Annotated in this window: 10 protein-coding genes and 1 riboswitch; of the genes, 3 read left to right on the top strand and 7 right to left on the bottom strand. The window is 72.6% G+C overall.

The window, feature by feature from the left end; genetic code table 11:
• Positions 1 to 13 precede the first annotated feature (13 nt).
• Both AB0J80_RS35500 and AB0J80_RS35495 read right to left on the bottom strand, forming a co-directional pair.
• Positions 14 to 2,350, bottom strand: coding sequence for a nitrate- and nitrite sensing domain-containing protein (locus tag AB0J80_RS35500; RefSeq protein ID WP_364713851.1), 2,337 nt, complete (start codon positions 2,348 to 2,350; stop codon positions 14 to 16).
• 115 nt (positions 2,351 to 2,465) lie between these two features.
• A complete protein-coding gene (locus AB0J80_RS35495; RefSeq protein ID WP_364713850.1) occupies positions 2,466 to 5,447 on the bottom strand; it encodes an ATP-binding protein in 2,982 nt (993 codons plus the stop codon).
• Between the two features lie 179 nt (positions 5,448 to 5,626).
• Here AB0J80_RS35495 and AB0J80_RS35490 point away from each other — a divergent pair, with 179 nt between their 5' ends.
• Positions 5,627 to 6,616 carry a hypothetical protein gene (locus tag AB0J80_RS35490; protein ID WP_364713849.1) on the top strand — a complete coding sequence of 330 codons (990 nt, stop codon included), beginning with the start codon at positions 5,627 to 5,629 and terminating at the stop codon, positions 6,614 to 6,616.
• A 6-nt stretch (positions 6,617 to 6,622) separates the two neighbouring features.
• Here the strand turns inward: AB0J80_RS35490 and AB0J80_RS35485 are convergent, their stop codons facing one another.
• The 3 genes from AB0J80_RS35485 to AB0J80_RS35475 form a co-directional block, all read right to left on the bottom strand.
• On the bottom strand, positions 6,623 to 7,141 hold the full coding sequence (locus AB0J80_RS35485) for a hypothetical protein (RefSeq protein WP_364713847.1): 519 nt from the start codon (positions 7,139 to 7,141) through the stop codon (positions 6,623 to 6,625).
• Positions 7,142 to 7,189: 48 nt separating this feature from the next.
• Positions 7,190 to 8,392 (bottom strand): GAF domain-containing sensor histidine kinase, encoded by a 1,203-nt coding sequence (locus AB0J80_RS35480; RefSeq protein ID WP_364713845.1) that lies wholly within the window; start codon positions 8,390 to 8,392, stop codon positions 7,190 to 7,192.
• Positions 8,393 to 8,457: 65 nt separating this feature from the next.
• Complete coding sequence (locus tag AB0J80_RS35475; RefSeq protein WP_364713844.1) at positions 8,458 to 9,675, bottom strand: MFS transporter; 1,218 nt, start codon at positions 9,673 to 9,675, stop codon at positions 8,458 to 8,460.
• Positions 9,676 to 9,734: 59 nt separating this feature from the next.
• Here AB0J80_RS35475 and AB0J80_RS35470 point away from each other — a divergent pair, with 59 nt between their 5' ends.
• On the top strand, positions 9,735 to 10,712 hold the full coding sequence (locus AB0J80_RS35470; RefSeq protein ID WP_364713842.1) for a helix-turn-helix domain-containing protein: 978 nt from the start codon (positions 9,735 to 9,737) through the stop codon (positions 10,710 to 10,712).
• Here the strand turns inward: AB0J80_RS35470 and AB0J80_RS35465 are convergent.
• Positions 10,678 to 10,992: an SMR family transporter gene (locus AB0J80_RS35465; RefSeq protein ID WP_364713841.1), complete on the bottom strand. Its 315-nt coding sequence runs from the start codon at positions 10,990 to 10,992 to the stop codon at positions 10,678 to 10,680. The two genes, AB0J80_RS35470 and AB0J80_RS35465, sit on opposite strands and share 35 nt — an antisense overlap.
• Before the next feature lie 15 nt (positions 10,993 to 11,007).
• Positions 11,008 to 11,077, bottom strand: a riboswitch (guanidine-III (ykkC-III) riboswitch).
• Between the two features lie 104 nt (positions 11,078 to 11,181).
• Between AB0J80_RS35465 and AB0J80_RS35460 the strand changes: the two genes are divergently transcribed.
• Positions 11,182 to 11,655, top strand: a complete 474-nt coding sequence (locus tag AB0J80_RS35460) for a hypothetical protein (RefSeq protein WP_364713839.1) — start codon at positions 11,182 to 11,184, stop codon at positions 11,653 to 11,655.
• A gap of 42 nt (positions 11,656 to 11,697) precedes the next feature.
• Here AB0J80_RS35460 and AB0J80_RS35455 read toward each other — a convergent pair whose 3' ends face one another.
• Positions 11,698 to 17,442, bottom strand: a complete 5,745-nt coding sequence (locus tag AB0J80_RS35455) for an Ig-like domain-containing protein (RefSeq protein WP_364713838.1) — start codon at positions 17,440 to 17,442, stop codon at positions 11,698 to 11,700.
• Positions 17,443 to 17,597 lie beyond the last annotated feature (155 nt).

Below are 17,597 nucleotides of genomic sequence, written 5' to 3'. Positions count from 1 at the left end.
GGTGGGGGCGTTGTCATTCGCCGGCGGCCGGCGGCTGGATGTCGCCGGTGTGCCCGCGGGGGCGCGGGATGTCGCCGGTCCGGCCCGCGCGCCAGCCCTGCTGGTAGCTGGCCAGGCGGTTGCGGGCCGTTTCGGGGCTGTGCGCCGGTCCGGCCGCCGGGGCCGCCGTCCCGGGTTCCTCCTTGAGCTGGTGCGCGAGGTGCTCCTGCGGCCGCCGCTGGGGGAGCGGAGGTCGTCCCGCGGCCGGTACGGGTGGGAGCGGCTCGGCAGCCACCGCGGCCGGTGGCGCGGCGGCCGGCTTGATCTCCGGCAGGGGCCAGGTGGGTTGCTGGACGGCCGGGACCGGGATCGCCGGCCGCTGCGCGGGCGGCATGGTGGCCGGGCCCTCCGGGCGGTCCTCGCCCGGTGCCAGCGCGCTAGCCGGCAGCAGCACGACGGCCAGCACCCCGCCGTACGCGGAGGGGCGCAGCGTCACCTGCATGGTGCCGCGCTTGGCCAGCTCGGCGACGACCCAGAGGCCGATCTGGGCGCCGCCCCGCAGCCCGCTGAGATCCGGTACGGGCGCGGTGGCGAGCAGCGTGTTCGCCCGGTCCATGGCCGCGGGCGTCATGCCGACGCCGGCGTCCTCGATCTCGATCACCACGCCGTTGTGCGCCTGCGTGCAGCTCATCCACACCTCGGACTCCGGCGGCGAGAAGACCAGGGCGTTGTCCAGCAGCTCAGCGAGCAGGTGGGTGATGCCGGCGATGGCGGGCCCGCTGATCGAGAGCTCCGGGGCGCGGCGCAGCGTGACCCGCTGGTACTGCCGGGTCTCGGCGACGGCGCCCAGCAGCACCCGGCGGACCGGGACCGGGCGGGGGAACCGGCGCCCGGCCTGCCCGCCGGCCAGGATGATGAGGTTCTCCAGGAAGCGGCGGGTCTGGGTGAGCTGGTGGTTGATGTCGAACAGCTCGCCGAGGATTCTCTCGTCGCCGATCCGGTTCTGCAGCTCCTCGATGACCTTGAGGCCGTGCTGCAGCGGACGCTGGGGGCGCCGGGCCACACCCATCAGCATGGCCATGCCGGCGGCCCGGGTGGTGGCCTCCTCGACCGCGGCGTCGACGGCCGCGCGCAGCGAGCGGTTGAGCACGGTGGCCAGCTGGCCGATCTCGTCCCGGCCGTAGTCGCGATGGGGTAGCTCCAGCGCGAGGTCCACCTTCTCCCGGCGGCGCAGCTTGTCGATGATGGACGGCAGGCGCTCGTCGACGACGGCCTCGGCGTCCTGGCCCAGCTGCGCGAGGCGTACCGACAGCGCCCGGTTGACCAGGACCTGCGACTGGCGGACCGCGGAGACGATCGCGCCGACCGCGATGAGCAGGGCGATGGCGCTGCCCACGGCCGCGGCGAGCAGCTGCTTGTTGCCGGTGCTGAGCGCCTCGGCGGAGACCCGGTCGGCCTGGGTCACGGTGAGCGCCACGAGTTGCTCGGAGACGGCGTTGGTGACCGCGTCCCACTCTCCGGCGCCGAGGGCGACGCTCCCGGGCGGGCTGGTCTTCCACGGTCCGGCGGCGATGAGCCCGTTCTCCGCCGCGACCAGCGAGGTCCACTCGGGCGTGGCGACCATGCGGTCGTACTGGGCCCGGGCGTCGGGGTGCAGGTGCGGCACCGCGTCGGCCAGCGTGGCGTGGTAAGCGCCGACCATCTTGACGAACTGCAGGTGGTCCTGCTCGTTCAGTCCGCGCGAGCCGAACGCGCTGGAGATGATCGATCCGGCCCGGGACATCAGGTCGCCGGCGCGGAACGTGTCGGTCGCCGTGATGCCGCCCTGGGTGGCCGTGGCGTCCGGGACGACCCGCGCCTGGGTGTCGAACAGGTCGATCGCCGCGTTGATCAGGTCGTCGTAGAACTCCGAGGTCTGCTGCCGGCTCGCGCGTCCCGAGTCGATGGTGCTCCGGATCCCGGGCAGCCGGTCCAGGCGCTCGGAGAACGCCGCCCACCGCACGTCGATGCGCCGGGGCGCACGGCTGAGCACCGAGCCGGCCGCCGTCCGCAGCCCCGCCACCAGCGTGTCCGTCTGCTGGCGCTGGACGATCAGCTTCGGCAGGTCCTTGGCCGCGTGCGAGAGGTAGTTGATGCTCTCGCGGCGCTCGCGCTGGATCGCGGCGAGGGTACTGACGGCGGGGATCGACACCTTCCGTACGCCGTTGGCCACCTCACGGTCGTAGTAGCCGTGAAAGACGAGGTAGGCGGAGGTGGCCAGCCACAGGACCAGCGCCGCCACGCCGGGAACCAGGATGAGACGGGCGATGCGGCGCTTGATGGACTTCTCCGGGCCGCGTGCGGTCTCGTCGGCTTCGCTGTTGTCGGTCACTGTGCCCGGATCAGACTCCCTCGACGAGTGCATAGGCCCATGTCGATAGGATCTTAGCGTTCCGTCGTCCGCTCGTGCCGCACCGTAGGGGTCCTTGTCGGACCGCTCGGGGATCTCAGGCTTCGGCGGGAAGGTGTGGGCCGGCGTGGCACGGCAGCGTCACGATGAACCGGGTGCCCTTGCCCGGAGCCGGTTCCGCGGTGATCGTGCCGCCGTGGGCCTCGACGACGGCCTTGGCCACGGCCAGACCCAGGCCGGTGCCCTTGATGCCGCGCTTGGTGGCGGTGCTGGCGCGGAAGAAGCGGGTGAACAGCCGGGGGTACTGATCGGCGGGGATGCCGATGCCGGTGTCCGTGACGACGACCGAGATCCGGTCGGCGTCGCCCTCGGCGGTGAGCGTGACCGTGCCGCCGGCCGGGGTGTACTTGATCGCATTGGACAGCAGGTTGTCCAGCACCTGGCGCAGCCGCGACGCGTCGGCGTCGATCACGGGAAGGCGCCCGACGGTGGCGGTGAGCTCCACCTGGGCCGCCTCGGCTGCCGGCTGATGGGCCTGCACCAGCTCGCGGATGAGCCGCGCGGGCGGAAGCGGCTTGACGTCGATGGCCGCGTGGCCGGTGTCCAGTCGAGCCAGATCGAGGAGGTCCTCGACCAGGTGCAGCAGGTGGGCGCTGGTGCGGTCGATGACGGCGATCTCCCGGCGGTAGCCGGCGTTCAGGTCGGCGTCGTCGAGGAGCAGCTCGGTGTAGCCGCGGATGACGCCGATGGGGTTGCGCAGCTCGTGGCTGACGACGGCCACCAGCTCGTCCTTCATCCGGTCGAGCTCGCGCAGCCGGCGTACCTGCTCCTGCTCGGCGGCGAGCAGCTGCTCCCGCTGTTCGGTGAGCTCCCGGCGCTCGGTGACGTTCGTGGAGATGCCGTCGACGAACAGCCGGCCGTCCTCGGTACGGCTCACCGCACGGGTCCACACCCAGCGGGTGACGCCGTCGTAGCCCAGCACCCGCACCTCCGTCTCGGTCGGCTGTCCTGACGCGACGGTCGCGTGGAAGTCGGCGAACAGGTGCTGGTCGTCGGGGTGGACGCGGGACGCGAGGGTGGTCGCCATGTCGCTGCCGGTGGGCAGTTCCGCGCCGAACACGCCGACACCGTTGGGGCTGGCGTACACCGAGGCGACCGTGCCATCGGGGAGCACCTCGACGGTCCACAGGTAGTCGTTGACCTGGGCGATGATCCGGTCGAAGTCGCGGCGAGCCGCGGCCAGGGCCAGGGTGAGGTCCTCCGCGCGGCGGCGTTCCACGAACCGGCCCAGCTGCGCGCTGACCGCGTCCAGCATCGCCACGATGTCGGCGTCGTGGGGCACGTCGGTGTCGGTGAAGAAAGCCAGCACACCGAGCACGCCGCGGCCGGTTCCCACCGGTATGCCGATCCCGGTACGCAGTCCCGCGGCGCGGGCCGCCGCCGCCCGCCCACCGGCGAGGACCCCGTCCTGGAGGCCGGTGGTCCAGACCTCGGCGTTGCGGGACCACACCTTCCCGGGCAGCCCCTCGCCCGGCGAGAAGGCGATCGGCATGGGGTTGGTGAAGTCGGCGAGGTCGGCGCCGGGGGCCGTCCAGGAGTGCAACCGGACGATCCGCTGGTCCCTCGTGTCGACCTGCCAGTACTCGCCACAGGCCCAGCCCAGCTCGGCGGCGACGGTGGCGACCGCGCGGGCGGCGGCCTGCTCCGCGCTGGTCGCCTCGGACAGCACCCGGGTGACGGCGTGGCGGCACCGGCGCAGCAGCTCGGCACGGTAGTTGTCGGTGATGTCGTGCAGGGCCACCACCGCGCCGACGTGGCGGCCGTCGGCGGCGATGGGCCGGGCGTTGGCGACGAACCGGCGCGGCGCGGAGCCGGGCGTGCGGACGACCAGCTCCTCACCGCGGACGTGCTCGCCGGCGTGCGCGCGCGCCAGCGGCACCTGCTCGGTCGGCATGAGGGTCTGTCCGTCGGCGGTGTAGATCCCGTACTCCTGCGCCCACTTCTCGGGCGGCAGCGGTTGCTCCTCGGCTCCCAGCACGTCGCGCAGTGCCTGGTTGAACAGGGCCAGGGTGCCGTCGGCGTCGCAGGCGGCCACGCCGGTGCCCAGGCTGTCGAGCAGCGCCTCCAGGAAGGCCCGCTCGTCGGCGAGCCGCTGCCGTTCCTGTTCCAGCTGGGCGCGGGCCTCGACGCGGGCCGTGATGTCGTGCAGGAACGCGTGGAACACCATGCCGTCGCGGTCATTGGCGACCTGCAGCGTCATCTCGATCGGGAACTCGCGCCCGGTACGGTCGGCGGCCACCAGCTCCAGCCGCCGGCCGGCGAGTGTGGACCTGCCGCTCGCCCGTACCCGTGCCATGCCCTGCTCGTGCGCGGCCCGCAGCCGGACCGGGACGATCAGCTCGGTGACCTGCCGGCCCAGCGCCTCGGCGATGGAGTAGCCGAACAGCCGCTCCGCGGCGGCGTTCCACGCCGTCACGTGGCCGTCGACGTCCATGGACACGAAGGCGTCGGCGGCGCTGTCGAGGACGGCCTGCCACCGCGCGGAGGAGAGCAGCAGCTCGCCGTGCGCCAGCCGCAGGGCGATCTCGGACTCCGCGGCGGCGGCCAGGTCCCGCAGGATCGCCACCTGCGCGTCCGTCCATTCCCGCGGCTTGGAGTCGGTGACGCACAGGGAACCGAGCACCTGGCCGTCCGGCGAGTGCAGCGGGATGCCCGCGTACGCGATGGCGGAGTACGCGCTGATCGCCGGGTTGTCCCGCAGCCGCTCGTCGGCCCGTGCGTCCGGCACGATCAGCGGGGCGTCGTCGGCCACCACGTACCGGCAGTACGAGTGCGACAACGGCGTCTGACGCGTGCCGTGCGGCTCACCGTTCGGGCCGCAGCCGCTGGCGAACACCTGCCGGTCGGCGTCGACCAGCGACACGAGTGCCGTGGGCGCGTCCAGCAGCCGGGCGGCCAGCGTGGTGAGGCGGTCCAGGGCCGGCAGCTCACCGGCGTCGAGCAGCCCGGTGTCCCGGAGCACGCGAAGCCGGCCGGGGTCACCCACCCGGTCCTCGACCCGTCCACCGTCGCCGGCCATCGCTGGTCCCATCGGCGGGGTGGCGGTGCATCTGAGCCGGGCAGCCGACGGTCCCCCGGCCGAGTGGCCACCGCGGACCGCCGGGGTCGGCGGCCGCTCCACCGCCGGGACCGATACATCGGGAGCGCGGGGACCGATATGTTCGTTTTTTCGGAAATAGGCCTACCTCGGAGTATCCCGTGACTCGTTCCATCCGGCTCGCCGCGCTCACCGCCGTCACGTCGCTGACCGCCGGTGTCCTCTGCCTGCCCGGCGCCGCGTACGCGGCGGACATCACAACCACGCTCACCGCGGCCCAGATGGTGACGGCGCTCAAGTCCGTGGCGGCCACCTCGACGACCGCGGCCGGGGACGGCTGGAAGATCACGGAAGCCCTCAAGGGCCCGAACGGATCGGCGTCCGGGGAGTACGTCTTCGACCCGGCCGCCGGTGTCGTGTACGAGCACTCGGAGCTGGACAGCCGGGGCGGAGCTCAGTACCTCGTCCACCACAAGGGCACGTACCAGTCCCTGAGCACGGTCGAACGCGCGGCCGTCAAGATGATGAACCGTCCGGCGGTGCGCTACTCCTTCCGATCGGACACGACGTCGGACTTCGACCACTACGTGGACGCGAAGGGCGCCCGGCCGGCCAAGATCGTGACCGACGACTCGAACCACCCCGGCACCCGCACGACCCACGACGACGGTTCGGCCGACTACAGCTTCGCGCCGGACGAGGACGTGACCATCACGTACGCGGTGGGGCCGACCGGCGTCCTCACCGAAGCCAAGGCCACGATGCCCTCGCTCTCGCTGACCCTCACCCTGACCGTGACCTACGGGGCTGAGCACGTGACCCTCCCGCCCGCCTCGGCGACGGTCAACTCGGTCGTCCTGGCCCGCGGCGTGGCGTACGTGGGCATGCCGACGACGGTCAAGCAGGTCGCCGCCGACGGCGCCGCCGCGGCGCGCCGCGCGGCGGGTGGTCACACCGTCAAGGCGAGCGCGGTGCGCAAGGCCCTCCGGTCGCTCGCGAGCGCCGCCAACCGGCGCGCGGGCTCGGCGATGGTCCGGGTCGAGGACGTCGCCGGCGGCGCCCGGGTGCACGCCACCAACCCGTGGACGCACCAGACGGTGGCCTACACCGTGAAGGCCTCCGGCTCGAAGGCCGTCATCCGGAGGGCGTGAGCAGCCCTAGACCAGCATCAGCGCCGCGACCTCCACGATGCGTCCGTTCTTCGTCGTGATGCGGGCCGGCGCCGGGCTGTTCATGGTCGCCCACACCTGGAACTCGGCCGGGGTCATCGGGCAGGTGCCCTCGGCCGTCTTCTCGTCGATGCACGCGAAGTCGTCGTCGCCGTAGCCGTACCGCCGGAGGCCCTCGCTGACCGGCAGCGTCAGCTTCACGTTGCTGCCGGTGTCGACGCGGTCGTGGCGGCAGACGTCGTCGGACGACGGGATGCCGAAGCGGGTGCAGTACTGCGCACCGGTCAGCAACGTCGTCGGCTCGACCACGGCGGAGTGGTCCTGGTTGCTCAGGAACCAGAGCCGCACGGTGGCCTGCCGGCTTCCGGCCGTCAGGTCGGGGACGGAGGGCGACGGCGCGGGCGCGGGCGACGACCGGTCCGGCGGGTCGGGGGCGGGTCCGGCGTCACAGCCGGTGAGCGCCAGGGCGGCACCGCAGAGCGCCGCGATCGCCGCCGCTGTCTTCACCGGACCCGCTTCCCGTGGACGTCGGTTCCGTCCGAGCGTAGCCCGCGGTCAGGCGCCGAAGGTCAGCGTGATGGTGGTGCCGCCGGTCAGGTTGTCCGCGATCTCCACGGTGCCGCCGTGGGCGTCCACGATCGCCGCCACGATGCTCAGCCCGAGCCCGCTGCCCTGCACCTCGGCCTGCTCCGCGGCGCCGGCGCGCCGGAACGGGGCCAGCACCCGGTCGCGGTCGGCCGGGTCGATGCCGACGCCGGTGTCGCGGACCTCCAGGACCGGCCGCCCGCCGCGCACCGCGGCCGCGACGGTCACGCCCCCGCGATCGGTGAACTTGATCGCGTTGAGGATGAGGCGGTCCAGCGCCTGGCCGATGCGCCGCGCGTCGACATGGGCGGGCACCGGCTGCACGGCGTCGGTGGCGACGGTCAGGCCCTTGCCCGCGGCGAGCGCGGCGTTCTGCGCGCCGGCGGCGCGGGCGAGGGCCGCCAGGTCGATGTCGGCGCGCTCGAGGGCGATGTGCCGGTTGGCCAGCTGGCTCGCCAGCAGCATGTCGTCGACCAGGGAGATCAGCCGCTCGGAGTTGCGCCGGATGCGCTCCAGGAACGCCGCGCCGGCCCCGGCCACCATCTCGGCGTCCTCGAGGATCTCCAGGTAACCGTTGATGGACGTGAGCGGGGTCCGCAGCTCGTGGGTGATGCGCGCGACGAACTCGTCCTTGAGCTGGTCGGCCTCCGAGAGCCGGCGGCGCACGTCCGCGACGCCGCGGGCGTACCGGCGCAGCTCGAGCTGGGTGACCACGTGCCGGGCGAGGGTCTGCAGGCCCTGCCGCTGGGCGGCGGTGAGCGTCCGGGGCTCGCGGTCGATCACGCACAGCGCGCCGAGCCGGTGCCCCGACGTCCCGATGAGCGGGGCGCCCGCGTAGAACCGGACGAACGGGTCGCCGGTGACGAGCGGGTTGTCCACGAACCGGCGGTCCACCCGGGCGTCGGGAACCTCCATGATCTCGTCGCTGTGCAGGTCGTGGGCGCAGAAAGAGGTGTCCCGGTCGGTCTCCCACGCCTCCAGGCCCACCCGGGCCTTGAACCACTGCCGTTCGCTGTCGACCAGGCTGACCAGGGCGATCGGGGTTCCGCACAGGCTCGCCGCCAGCTCGGCGATGTCGTCGTAGTCCCGCTCCGGGGGCGTGTCCATGACGTCGTACGCACTCAGCGCGGCCAGACGGTCCCGCTCGTGCGCGCTGTCCATGACAACCGACATGCTGGCGGTCCTTCGCTCGGGTGAAGGGCGCAGCCGTGTGCCCCGCGGTGAGGTGTGCCTCTTCCTTATCGGCGGCCCTGTCCCGGGCCCGCGCCCGAACGGGGTGCAGGAGAAGTGCAAACTTCCGCCGCCCGGGTCAGCGCGGGCGTGAGGGCGACCGAGACCGCGAGGGACGCCCCGGCGAGGATCGTGACGGCCAGGGCCGGGCCGGTGCGGTCGGCCAGCGCGCCGGCGAGCGCCGCGCACACGCCCTGCATGGTCATCCGGGCCGACGACTCCACCCCCAGGGTCTGACCCTGCAACGGTACGGGCACCAGCGCCACGAGCTGTTCCTGCTGGGCGAGGCCGGCGCCGTACCCGATCGCCGCCACCGCGGCCAGGCCCGCGGCGACCGGCACGCTCGGATGCAGCGCGAACGCGAGGAACGGCGCCGCGAGCAGCAGGCGCAGGAACGTCCCGGCCCGGCGCCGGCCGCGGGCGTCGAGCAGGCGTCCGACCGTGAGATCGCCGGCCATCATGCCTGCCGCCGCGGCGGCGAGCAGGATTCCGCCGGACCCGCCCGCGTACGGCACGAACAGCGCCTCGCAGCCCACGACCAGGCCGTTCGGGACGATCAGGGCGAGCAGCAGCGGCCGGGTGACGCGCTGGGCCAGCAGCCGGCGGTTGCCGCGCCAGGTCTCCGCCGGTCCGACCCGGGTGGCGCGCCGCGGCCGGTGTTCGGCGACCCCGAGACGCAGCACCGGTACGGCCACCGCGGACACCACCGTGGCCAGGACGAAGATCTGCTGCGTGCTCAAAGTGGTGAGGAGCAGGCCGCTGGTGGCGTACCCGATGATCTGGAACGCCCCGACGGCCAGGTTCATGGCGGAGCGGGCCAGGGTGAAGCCGCCCGGCGGCACGATCTCGGTCAGCAGCCCCCACCGCACGCCGGAGCCGATCGAGAGCGCGTAGGCCGCTCCGAACACGAGCAGCAGCCGGCCGCCCGGCCCGAGGGGGAGGGCCGCCTGGAGGCCGGCGGTGGCCGTGGTGACGAGACCGACGAGGATCAGCACCCGGCGCGGGGGACTGCCGTCCGCGGCGGACATGAGCGTCGACGCGCCGAGCACCTGCACCAGCGACGGACCGAACATCGCCAGCGCGGTGAGCAGCGCGGACCCGGTCTCCCGGTGCACGAGGGCGGCCAGGGCGAGGCTCGACATGGTGGTGGCGGCGGTGGTCAGGGCCGTGCTGAGCCACAGCGACCTGAACTGCCCGTCGGCCATCAGCGCGCGGTAGGTGTCCATGCCCCGCAGCGTTGCCGGGCCGCCCGTGCCGACGCTAACGTTTCGCCTGGGGTCGAAACATGGGTGACTTCGTCGTCGACGCGGATGTGCTGGCCCGGGCCCGCTTCGGCACGTCCCGGCTGGCGGAGACGGTGTCGGCGCTGGCGATCCTCGCCCGGCCCGAGCCGCGCACCTGGCACCGCCGCTGGCGCGACCGTCATCTCGAGGCCTTCCGTCGGCGGCTGGCCGGCGACCCGACGGCCGCCGCCCTCGTCCGGCACGCGTTCGGCCGCACCTGGACCGCGGACTTCCTCACGGTGGCGCCGGCGGCCCCCGATCTCGCCCTCGACGAGGAGCTCGCGTACCTGGGCACGCTGGACGACGCGCGGATCCGCGAGGACCTCGAGGTGGTCGCGCGGCCCCTTCCGGCGCCGTTGCTCGAGGCCACCGGGCTCGCCGGCACCGCGGCCACACTGCTGCGCTGGGTGTGGGAGACCACCGTGGAGCCGGAGTGGCCCCGGCGGCGCCGGGTGCTGCAGGCCGACATCGTCTCGCGGACCGCCCAGCTGAGCGGCCACGGCTGGTCGGGCGCGCTGGAAGGCATCGGGCCGGGCGTACGGTGGCGCGGCGACGGACGGCTGCAGGTCAACAAGCGGTGGTATCCCACGCGCGACATCCGCGACGCCGACCTCATGTTCATCCCCGCCCACTGCCGCGGCGGCTGGGTGGCCTGGAAGCTCCCCGAACGGTACGCCGTGGTCTACCCGGTCACGGGAATCTTCGCCACCGACCCCGCACCGGCGCCCGACGCCCTCCAGCGGCTCCTCGGCCAGGCGCGCGCCGACATCCTCGTACGCGCCGGGCAGCCGATCAGCACCAGCGCCCTCGTGGCCCTCACCGGCCTGCCGCTGGGCAGCGTCGGCGGTCACCTGCGGATCCTGCTCGACGCCGGCCTGCTGCACCGCCGGCGCTCCGGACGCGAGGTCCTGTACTGGTGGACCGACGCCGCGCGCCTGCTCGTGGCTAGTGGAAGACCTTCAGCCCGACCACGCCGCTGACGACGAGCAGCAGGCAGAGCAGCCGGGGGAGGCTCGCGGACTCGCCCAGGGCGGCCATGCCCACCAGCGCCGTGCCGACCGCGCCGATGCCGACCCAGACCGCGTAGCCGGTGCCGATGGGGATGCTGCGGAGGGCGTACCCGAGACCGGCCATGCTCAGCGCCAGCGCCACCAGGAACACGACCGAGGGGACCAGCCGCTGGAAGCCCGCGCTGCGGTCCAGGGCGACAGCCCAGACGGCTTCGAGCACACCGGAGACGATCAGAACGACCCAGGCCATGACGACTCACCCTCGCAGGCGGTCGTCTTGTCAGGCCGGGTACGACGCGCAACTCGTCCGGGATGTCCGCTCGAGCGGACATCCCCTCCATCCTAGCAACGACTGATCCCTAGGTTCCTAGGATGCCGTACGCAGTGTGCCTGTCCGTTCTGCGGATCCGCTCCCGCACCCGGCGTTATCGTGAGGCCGATGTCGGACACGAGCGCCATCGAGGCGCACCTTCAGGACCTGGGGGCTGATCCGCCGATCCACGACTTCGTGATGGCGCTGGCGGACCACGAGGATGTGTGGGGTGACCGCCAAGGCGCCTATCTGAGCCTGCGGCCCACAGCCCAGGAGAGCCCCATTGCGGTCTACGTCTACCGGGATCGGCTCGAGATCTGCCTGGAGCCGCATCGGGCCTCCGTCCGCGCGGGGTCGCTAGACGGTGGCTCGGTCAAGAGCCCGTCCCCGGCGACCAGCCACTGGGTCGTTCCGGCCGCCGTGCTGGGCACCGGTCATGACAAGGTCATGGACGGTGCGCGGGAAGCGGTCCGGTGGAGGCGCGACGGTGTCCGCTTCCCGCAGCCGGGGAAGACGTCGAGGAAAGCCGGCCAGCCGGCGGACGAGGACTTCTGCCCCGTGCATTTCATCCCTCGGCGGATGTGCGAGTGCGACGACTGAGAAGAACGGGCGGGCCGCCGCGGCGGCCCGCCCGTTGCCCGCTCACCGGCGGCGGTGCCGGCCCGATGCCGCCGCGGCCATTGCGGGGGTACGGCGCCGGACGGTGCCCAGGAGCAGCAGCGCCGCTCCCGCCACCACGATGGCCGCGCCGTAGAGGGCCAGGCCTGCTACGTCGTCGCCGGTCTTCGCCAGGGTGCCGGAGCCTTTCACGGACACCGTGATCGTGCCCGTGGACGTGTTGCCGTCCGTGTCGGTCACGGTGTACGTGAACGAGTCGGCGCCGACGTAGCCCTTGTCCGGGACGTACGTGACCGTGCCGTCGGCGTGCATCGTCACCGTGCCGTGGCGGGGCGTGCCGACCTCGATGAGGGTCAGCTTGTCGCCGTCGGCGTCGGTGGCCTGGTCCAGCACGTCGACCGTGGTGCCGGCGCCCGGCTTGGCCTGGACGGCGTCGTCCGGTGCCTTGGGAGCCGCCGCCACCTTCACGTGGACGATGGCCGTGGCGAGGTTGCCGTCCTCGTCGCGGACCGTGTAGCGGAACGTGTCCTCGCCCGCGAAGCCCGGCTTCGGGGTGTACGTGACGGTGTTGTCGGGGTTGATCCGCACCGTGCCGTGCCGCGGCTGGCTGACGCCGATCAGCTGCACCGCCCGGCCGTTGTCGTCGAGCAGCGGCAGCGGCACGGTGGACGGCGCGCCCGGCGCCGACTTGACGGCCTTGTCCGGCACCGCGGGCGCCGGTGCGACCTCGATGCGGACGACCGCCTTCGCCGTGCCGCCGTAGCCGTCGGAGACGGTGTAGGTGAGGTTGACCAGGCCCGAGAAGCCGGCCGACGGCGTGTAGACCAGCGTGCCGGGCTGCGGTCCCGCCGCCACGGTGCCCCGGATGAGGTTGCCGCGGTCCTTGGGGCGGGTCCAGGAGGTCACCGTCAGGTCGTCGCCGTTGGGGTCGGCGTCGTTGTCGAGCACCGCGACGCTGACCGGTTGCTGGTACGGCGTACTTCCGGTGTCGTCGAGCGCGACGGGAGCGGAGTTGGCCACGTCGACGGTGACCAGGGCAGTGTCCGTCAGGTCCTCGTCGTCCTTGACGGTGTAGCCGAACGTGACCTGCCCGTGGAAGTCGTCCGGCGGGTTGTACGTGACGGTCGTGCCGTCGGTGGTGACCGTGCCCCGGTTCGCGTCGTCGGCGTCGCGTGGTGCGGTGAGCGAGGTGACGGTCAGGGCGTCGCCGTTGGGGTCGCCGTCGTTGACCAGCACGTCGATCGTCACGGGCGTGTCCGGGTCGGTGTCGTCGTGGTCGTTGCCGGCCACCGGCGCGGCGTTGTCGACGGTGACCGTGACCGTCGCGGTGTCCGTGCCGCCCTTGCCGTCGCTGACGGTGTAGGTGAACGTGTCCGTGCCCTTGAACTTGCCGGGCTCGTACGTGATCGTGCCGGCGTCCTTGATCGTCACCTTGCCATGCCCGGGCTGGGTCACGGCGGTGACGGTCAGCAGCTGTCCGCCCGCGCCGACGTTGGCGTCGGTGTCGTTGAGCAGCACCGGTACGTCGACCGGCTGTTGCGGCGCGGTGCTGGTGCCGGCGTCGTCGGTGGCGACCGGGACGGCGTTGGCGACGTCGACCGTGACGGTGGCCGAGTTGCTGCCGCCGGCGGGGTCGGAGACGGTGTAGCCGAAGCTGTCCGGGCCGGCGTAGCCCGGGTCCGGCGTGTAGCGGATGGAGCCGTCCGGCTGGACCGTGATCGTGCCGTGCTGCGGGGCGGCGGGCCCAGCCGTCACGGTGATCGGGTCGTTCTCGGCGTCCGTGTCGTTGCCGAGCACCGGGATGAGCACGGCCTGGCCGGTGCCGGTCTCGGCGGAGGTGTCGTTGCCCGGCACGGGCGCCGCGTTGACCGTGATGGTGACGGTGCCGGTGGCGGTTCCGCCGTTGCCGTCGCTGACCGTGTAGGTGAACGAGTCGGGGCCGTGGTGGCCGGGCGCCGACGTGTATGTCACCTCCGAGCCGTCGGCCGCCACCGAGACCGTGCCGTGGGAGCCCTGGGTCGTGGCGCTCACCGCCAGCGCGTGGTGGTTGGCGTCGGTGTCGTTGTGCAGCACGTCGATGACCGTGGCGACGCCCGGTTCGGCGCGTTGCGCGTCGGGGTGTGCCACCGGTGGCGCGTTCTGCACGGTGACGGTCACGGTGGCGGTGTCGAAGCCGCCGCGGCCGTCGCTGATCGTGTACGTGAAGGTGTCAGTACCGAAGTACGCCTCGTCCGGGGTGTACGTGACGGTGGTGCCGTTCGTGGCGACGGTGCCGTACGACGCGCCCGTGGTGGCCGAGACGGTGAGCGTGTCGTGGCCGGCGTCGGTGTCGTTGCCCAGCACCGGGATCACCACGAAGGTGTCCGTCGGCGTGATGGCCGCGTCCGCCGCAGCGACCGGCGCGGTGTTCTGCACGGTGATCGTCACGACCGCGTCGTCGGTGCCGCCGTGGCCGTCGCGTACCACGTAGGTGAACGTGTCGACGCCGAGGAACCCGGCCGGAGGCGTGTAGACGAGCCGGTCGTCCGACGCGTCGGCCGGCGTGCCGTTGTCGTCGAGCACGACGGTGCCGCCCTCCACACTGGCCGCGTCGAACGAGTCGATGACGAGCACGTCGGTGGTGTTCTCGTCGCTGTCGTTGAGCAGGACGGGCACGCTGACCGGGTTGTCGGCCTCGATGGTGCGGGGGTCGCCGGCCGCGGTCGGTACGGCGTTGTCCACCGTGACCGTCACCGTGCCGGTGTCGGTGCCGCCGTGCCCGTCGCTCGCGGTGTAGGAGAACGTGTCGTCCCCGGAGAAGCCGGCGTCCGGCGTGTAGGTCAGGGTGCCGTCGTTCTCGAGCGTGACGGTGCCGTTGCCGGCCGGTCCCGCCGACGTGACGCTCAGGGTGTCGCCGTTGGGGTCGCCGTCGTTGCCGAGCACGTCGATGCCGACGGCCTGGTGGTAGCCGGCGTGCGCCGCGTCGCCGACGGCCGCGGGCAGCGCGTTGCCGACCTCGATCGTCACGGTCGCCGTGTCGGTGCCGAGGTTGCCGTCGCTGACGGTGTACGTGAAGGTCACCGTGCCGGAGAAGCCCACCGGCGGGTGGTACGTGACCTGTGTGCCGTTGGAGTCCGCGGTGCCGCGCTGCGTGCCGTCGCCGTCGACGGGCGTGGTCACGCCGGTCACGGTGAGGGTGTCGTTGTTCGGGTCGGTGTCGTTGTCGCGCACGTCGACGGTCACGTCCGTGTGGTACGGCGTGTCCGTGTCGTCGTCGGCCGCGGTGGGCAGCTGGTTCGCGACGTCGACCGTGACGGTTCCGCCGGCGGTGCCGCCGTCGCCGTCGCTGATGGTGTACGTGAAGGTGGCCGTACCTCCGAAGGAAGCCGACGGGGTGAACGTGACCGTGCCGTCGTGGTTGTCGACCACGGTGCCGGTGGCCGCGCCGCCGGCCGGCTGGCCGACCGCGGTGACGGTGAGGGTGTCGTCGTTCGGGTCGGTGTCGTTGCCGGCGACGTCGATCGTGGCGGCGGTCTTCGCGGGCGTGCCGGTGATGTCCGCGACGGCGGTCGGGCCGGCGTTCGCCACGGTCACGGTCAGCGTGCCGGTGGTGGTCCCGCCGCGGGCGTCGGCCAGCGTGTAGGTGATCGCCTCCGGGCCTTTGAAGCCGGCGTCCGGGGTGTACGTGATGGTGTTGTCGCCGTTGACGACGGCACCGCCGTGCGCCGGGGTGGTCACCGACTGCACGTGCAGGGCGTCGCCGTCGGGGTCGCTGTCGTTGCCGAGCACGCTTCGGGTGACCGCGACGCCGTTGGTGGTGGTGCCGCTGTCCGCGCCGGCGACCGGCTGGCGGTTGGCGGCCAGCGCGATCGTGGCGCTGTTGTTCGTCGTCGGGGCGTCGGTGTACTTGCCGGAGACCGCGGCGGTGGCGTTCGACGGGTCGGCCGCGGTGCCGTCCGCCACCGCGTCGATGTGGGCGGTGACGGTGGCGCCGGTGGCGACCGTGCCGATGGCGCAGGTGACGACCTGCCCGGCGACGGAGCAGCTGCCGGCCGAGGCGGTGCCGCCCGAGGGGGTGACCCCGCTCGGCAGGGTCAGCGTCAGGACGGAGGTGAGCTGGGTGTCCGGGCCGTTGTTGATCACACTGAGGTCGTAGCCGACCGGGTCGTCGGCGCCGCCCTTCTGGACGGTGCCGGGCGTGACGGAGCCGGTGACGGCGAGGTCCGTCGCGGCCGCGGTGACGGTCAGCGTGCTGATGTTACTGGTGCCGCTCAGTGACAGCGGCGGGTTGGAGCTGGCGCCCTTGTCGGCGACCGTCGCGACGTTGGTGATGGTGAAGCCGCCCGGGGTGTCCGGGTCGACGCGGACGCGGAACTTCACCGTGGCGGTGGCGCCGACCGCCATGGCGCCGCCGGAGGACCCGTCGGCGCCGGTGCCGACCCGTACCGTGACGGTGCTGCCCTGCATCTCGGCCTGGTCGTCGCCGGCGGCGTCGGTGCGGCCGGCACCGCCGATCTTCAGCGAGCCGGGTACGTAGACCGTGCCGGTCGGGATCGCGTCGGTGACCACCAGGTCGGTGGCGCCGTCGTTGCCCTGGTTGCTCAGGTCGACGGTGTACTCGATGACGTCGCCGGGCTTGACCTGCCCGCCGTTGAGGTCGGTGGGTGTCACCGTGGCCTTGACGTCGGGCGCGAACAGGTCGGTGGCCATGGTGACCACGCCGGGGTAGAAGGTGTCCCCGGAGGTCGACAGGTTGAGCGTCGCGTCGGTCGCGCCGTTGGCCAGTGCGGTGGTGGTGCTGAAGGTGTCGATGTCGACGGCCATCAGGTTCGAGAAGTTCGGGTTGCGGGCGGTGTCCAGGACGCCGCCGTCGCTGATCGTGCTGTTGAAGTAGTTCGTCGCGGGGTTCGCCGCGTCCGAGAGCGTGGTGCCGTCCAGCTTGAGGGCGTCGCCGGTGATGCCGAGGTCGCCCTCGTAGACCACGGTGCCGATCTTGGACTTGACGGTGCCGGTCGGGGGTGTCTCGAAGCCGCTGACCGTGATGTCGACGCTGGGCGTACCGGGGTTGTTGATGTAGCCGAAGCCGTCGAAGATCGTCAGGTTGCGCATCGGGTCGGCGGGGTTGCGGTACGCCACCACGAGCGCCCACCCGGCGTACCGGGAGTCGTTCTGCGTCGCCTGCACGTTGCCGACCGTGTAGACGCCGTTGCCGGCGCCCGCCACCAGCGAGGTGACGTCGGCGACGCCCTGGTAGAAGTCGCGCTGGGCGATGGCCGTGACGCTGTCCACCCGGCTCGCGGTGACGGTGGTGTACGAGCCACCCGGCACCTTGAACCGCACCTTGTTCTTGTTCGCGACCGACGGCGTGGCGATCGGGACGTCGTTGCCCTGAGTGTTGGTCGCCGACTCGGTGTCGCCGCTCCAGTAGAGCGCGGCGTAGAGCACGGTGCTGCCCGGGCTGAGCGACAGCGTGCTGCTGCTGGAGTTGAAGTTCACGCCGTCGGGGTCGACGTTGACGTACCGCATCTCGTAGTTGTCGTTGTTCGTGTTGGCGCCGCCGCCGGCCTGCGCGGCGGTACACCCGGTGTCCGCCGTACGGCAGGTCAGCAGCGTGTTGCCGCGCAGCACGATGCCGCCGTTGGTGTTGACCCCGAACCGCTTGGCGAACGGCGTGGTGACGTCCGCGTTCGCGGACGGGCTGAGCACCAGCGCGGAGACGGCGGCCACGAGGACCGCCAGCAGAAGAGCGAGCGCCCGTCGCGGCGACGTACGGGTCCTTCGTCGGTGCATCTTCGCGGGCCTCGCTCCTGGTCATGGCATCGGGACCCGGTGGTCCCTGTTACCCGACGGTAGGAACGGCCCGGTGCAGCCTCGGTGCAGGCGGGCAGCGACTGCAGTGCGGCGCGCCGCCGGACCCGGAGCGGACACGGCGCGACGAACCGGCT

Origin of the sequence: Actinoplanes sp. NPDC049548, assembly GCF_040676695.1 — a bacterium.
In the GTDB taxonomy this organism is placed as follows: Bacteria; Actinomycetota; Actinomycetes; order Mycobacteriales; family Micromonosporaceae; genus Actinoplanes.
This window is presented reverse-complemented; position numbering and strand designations above follow the sequence as displayed.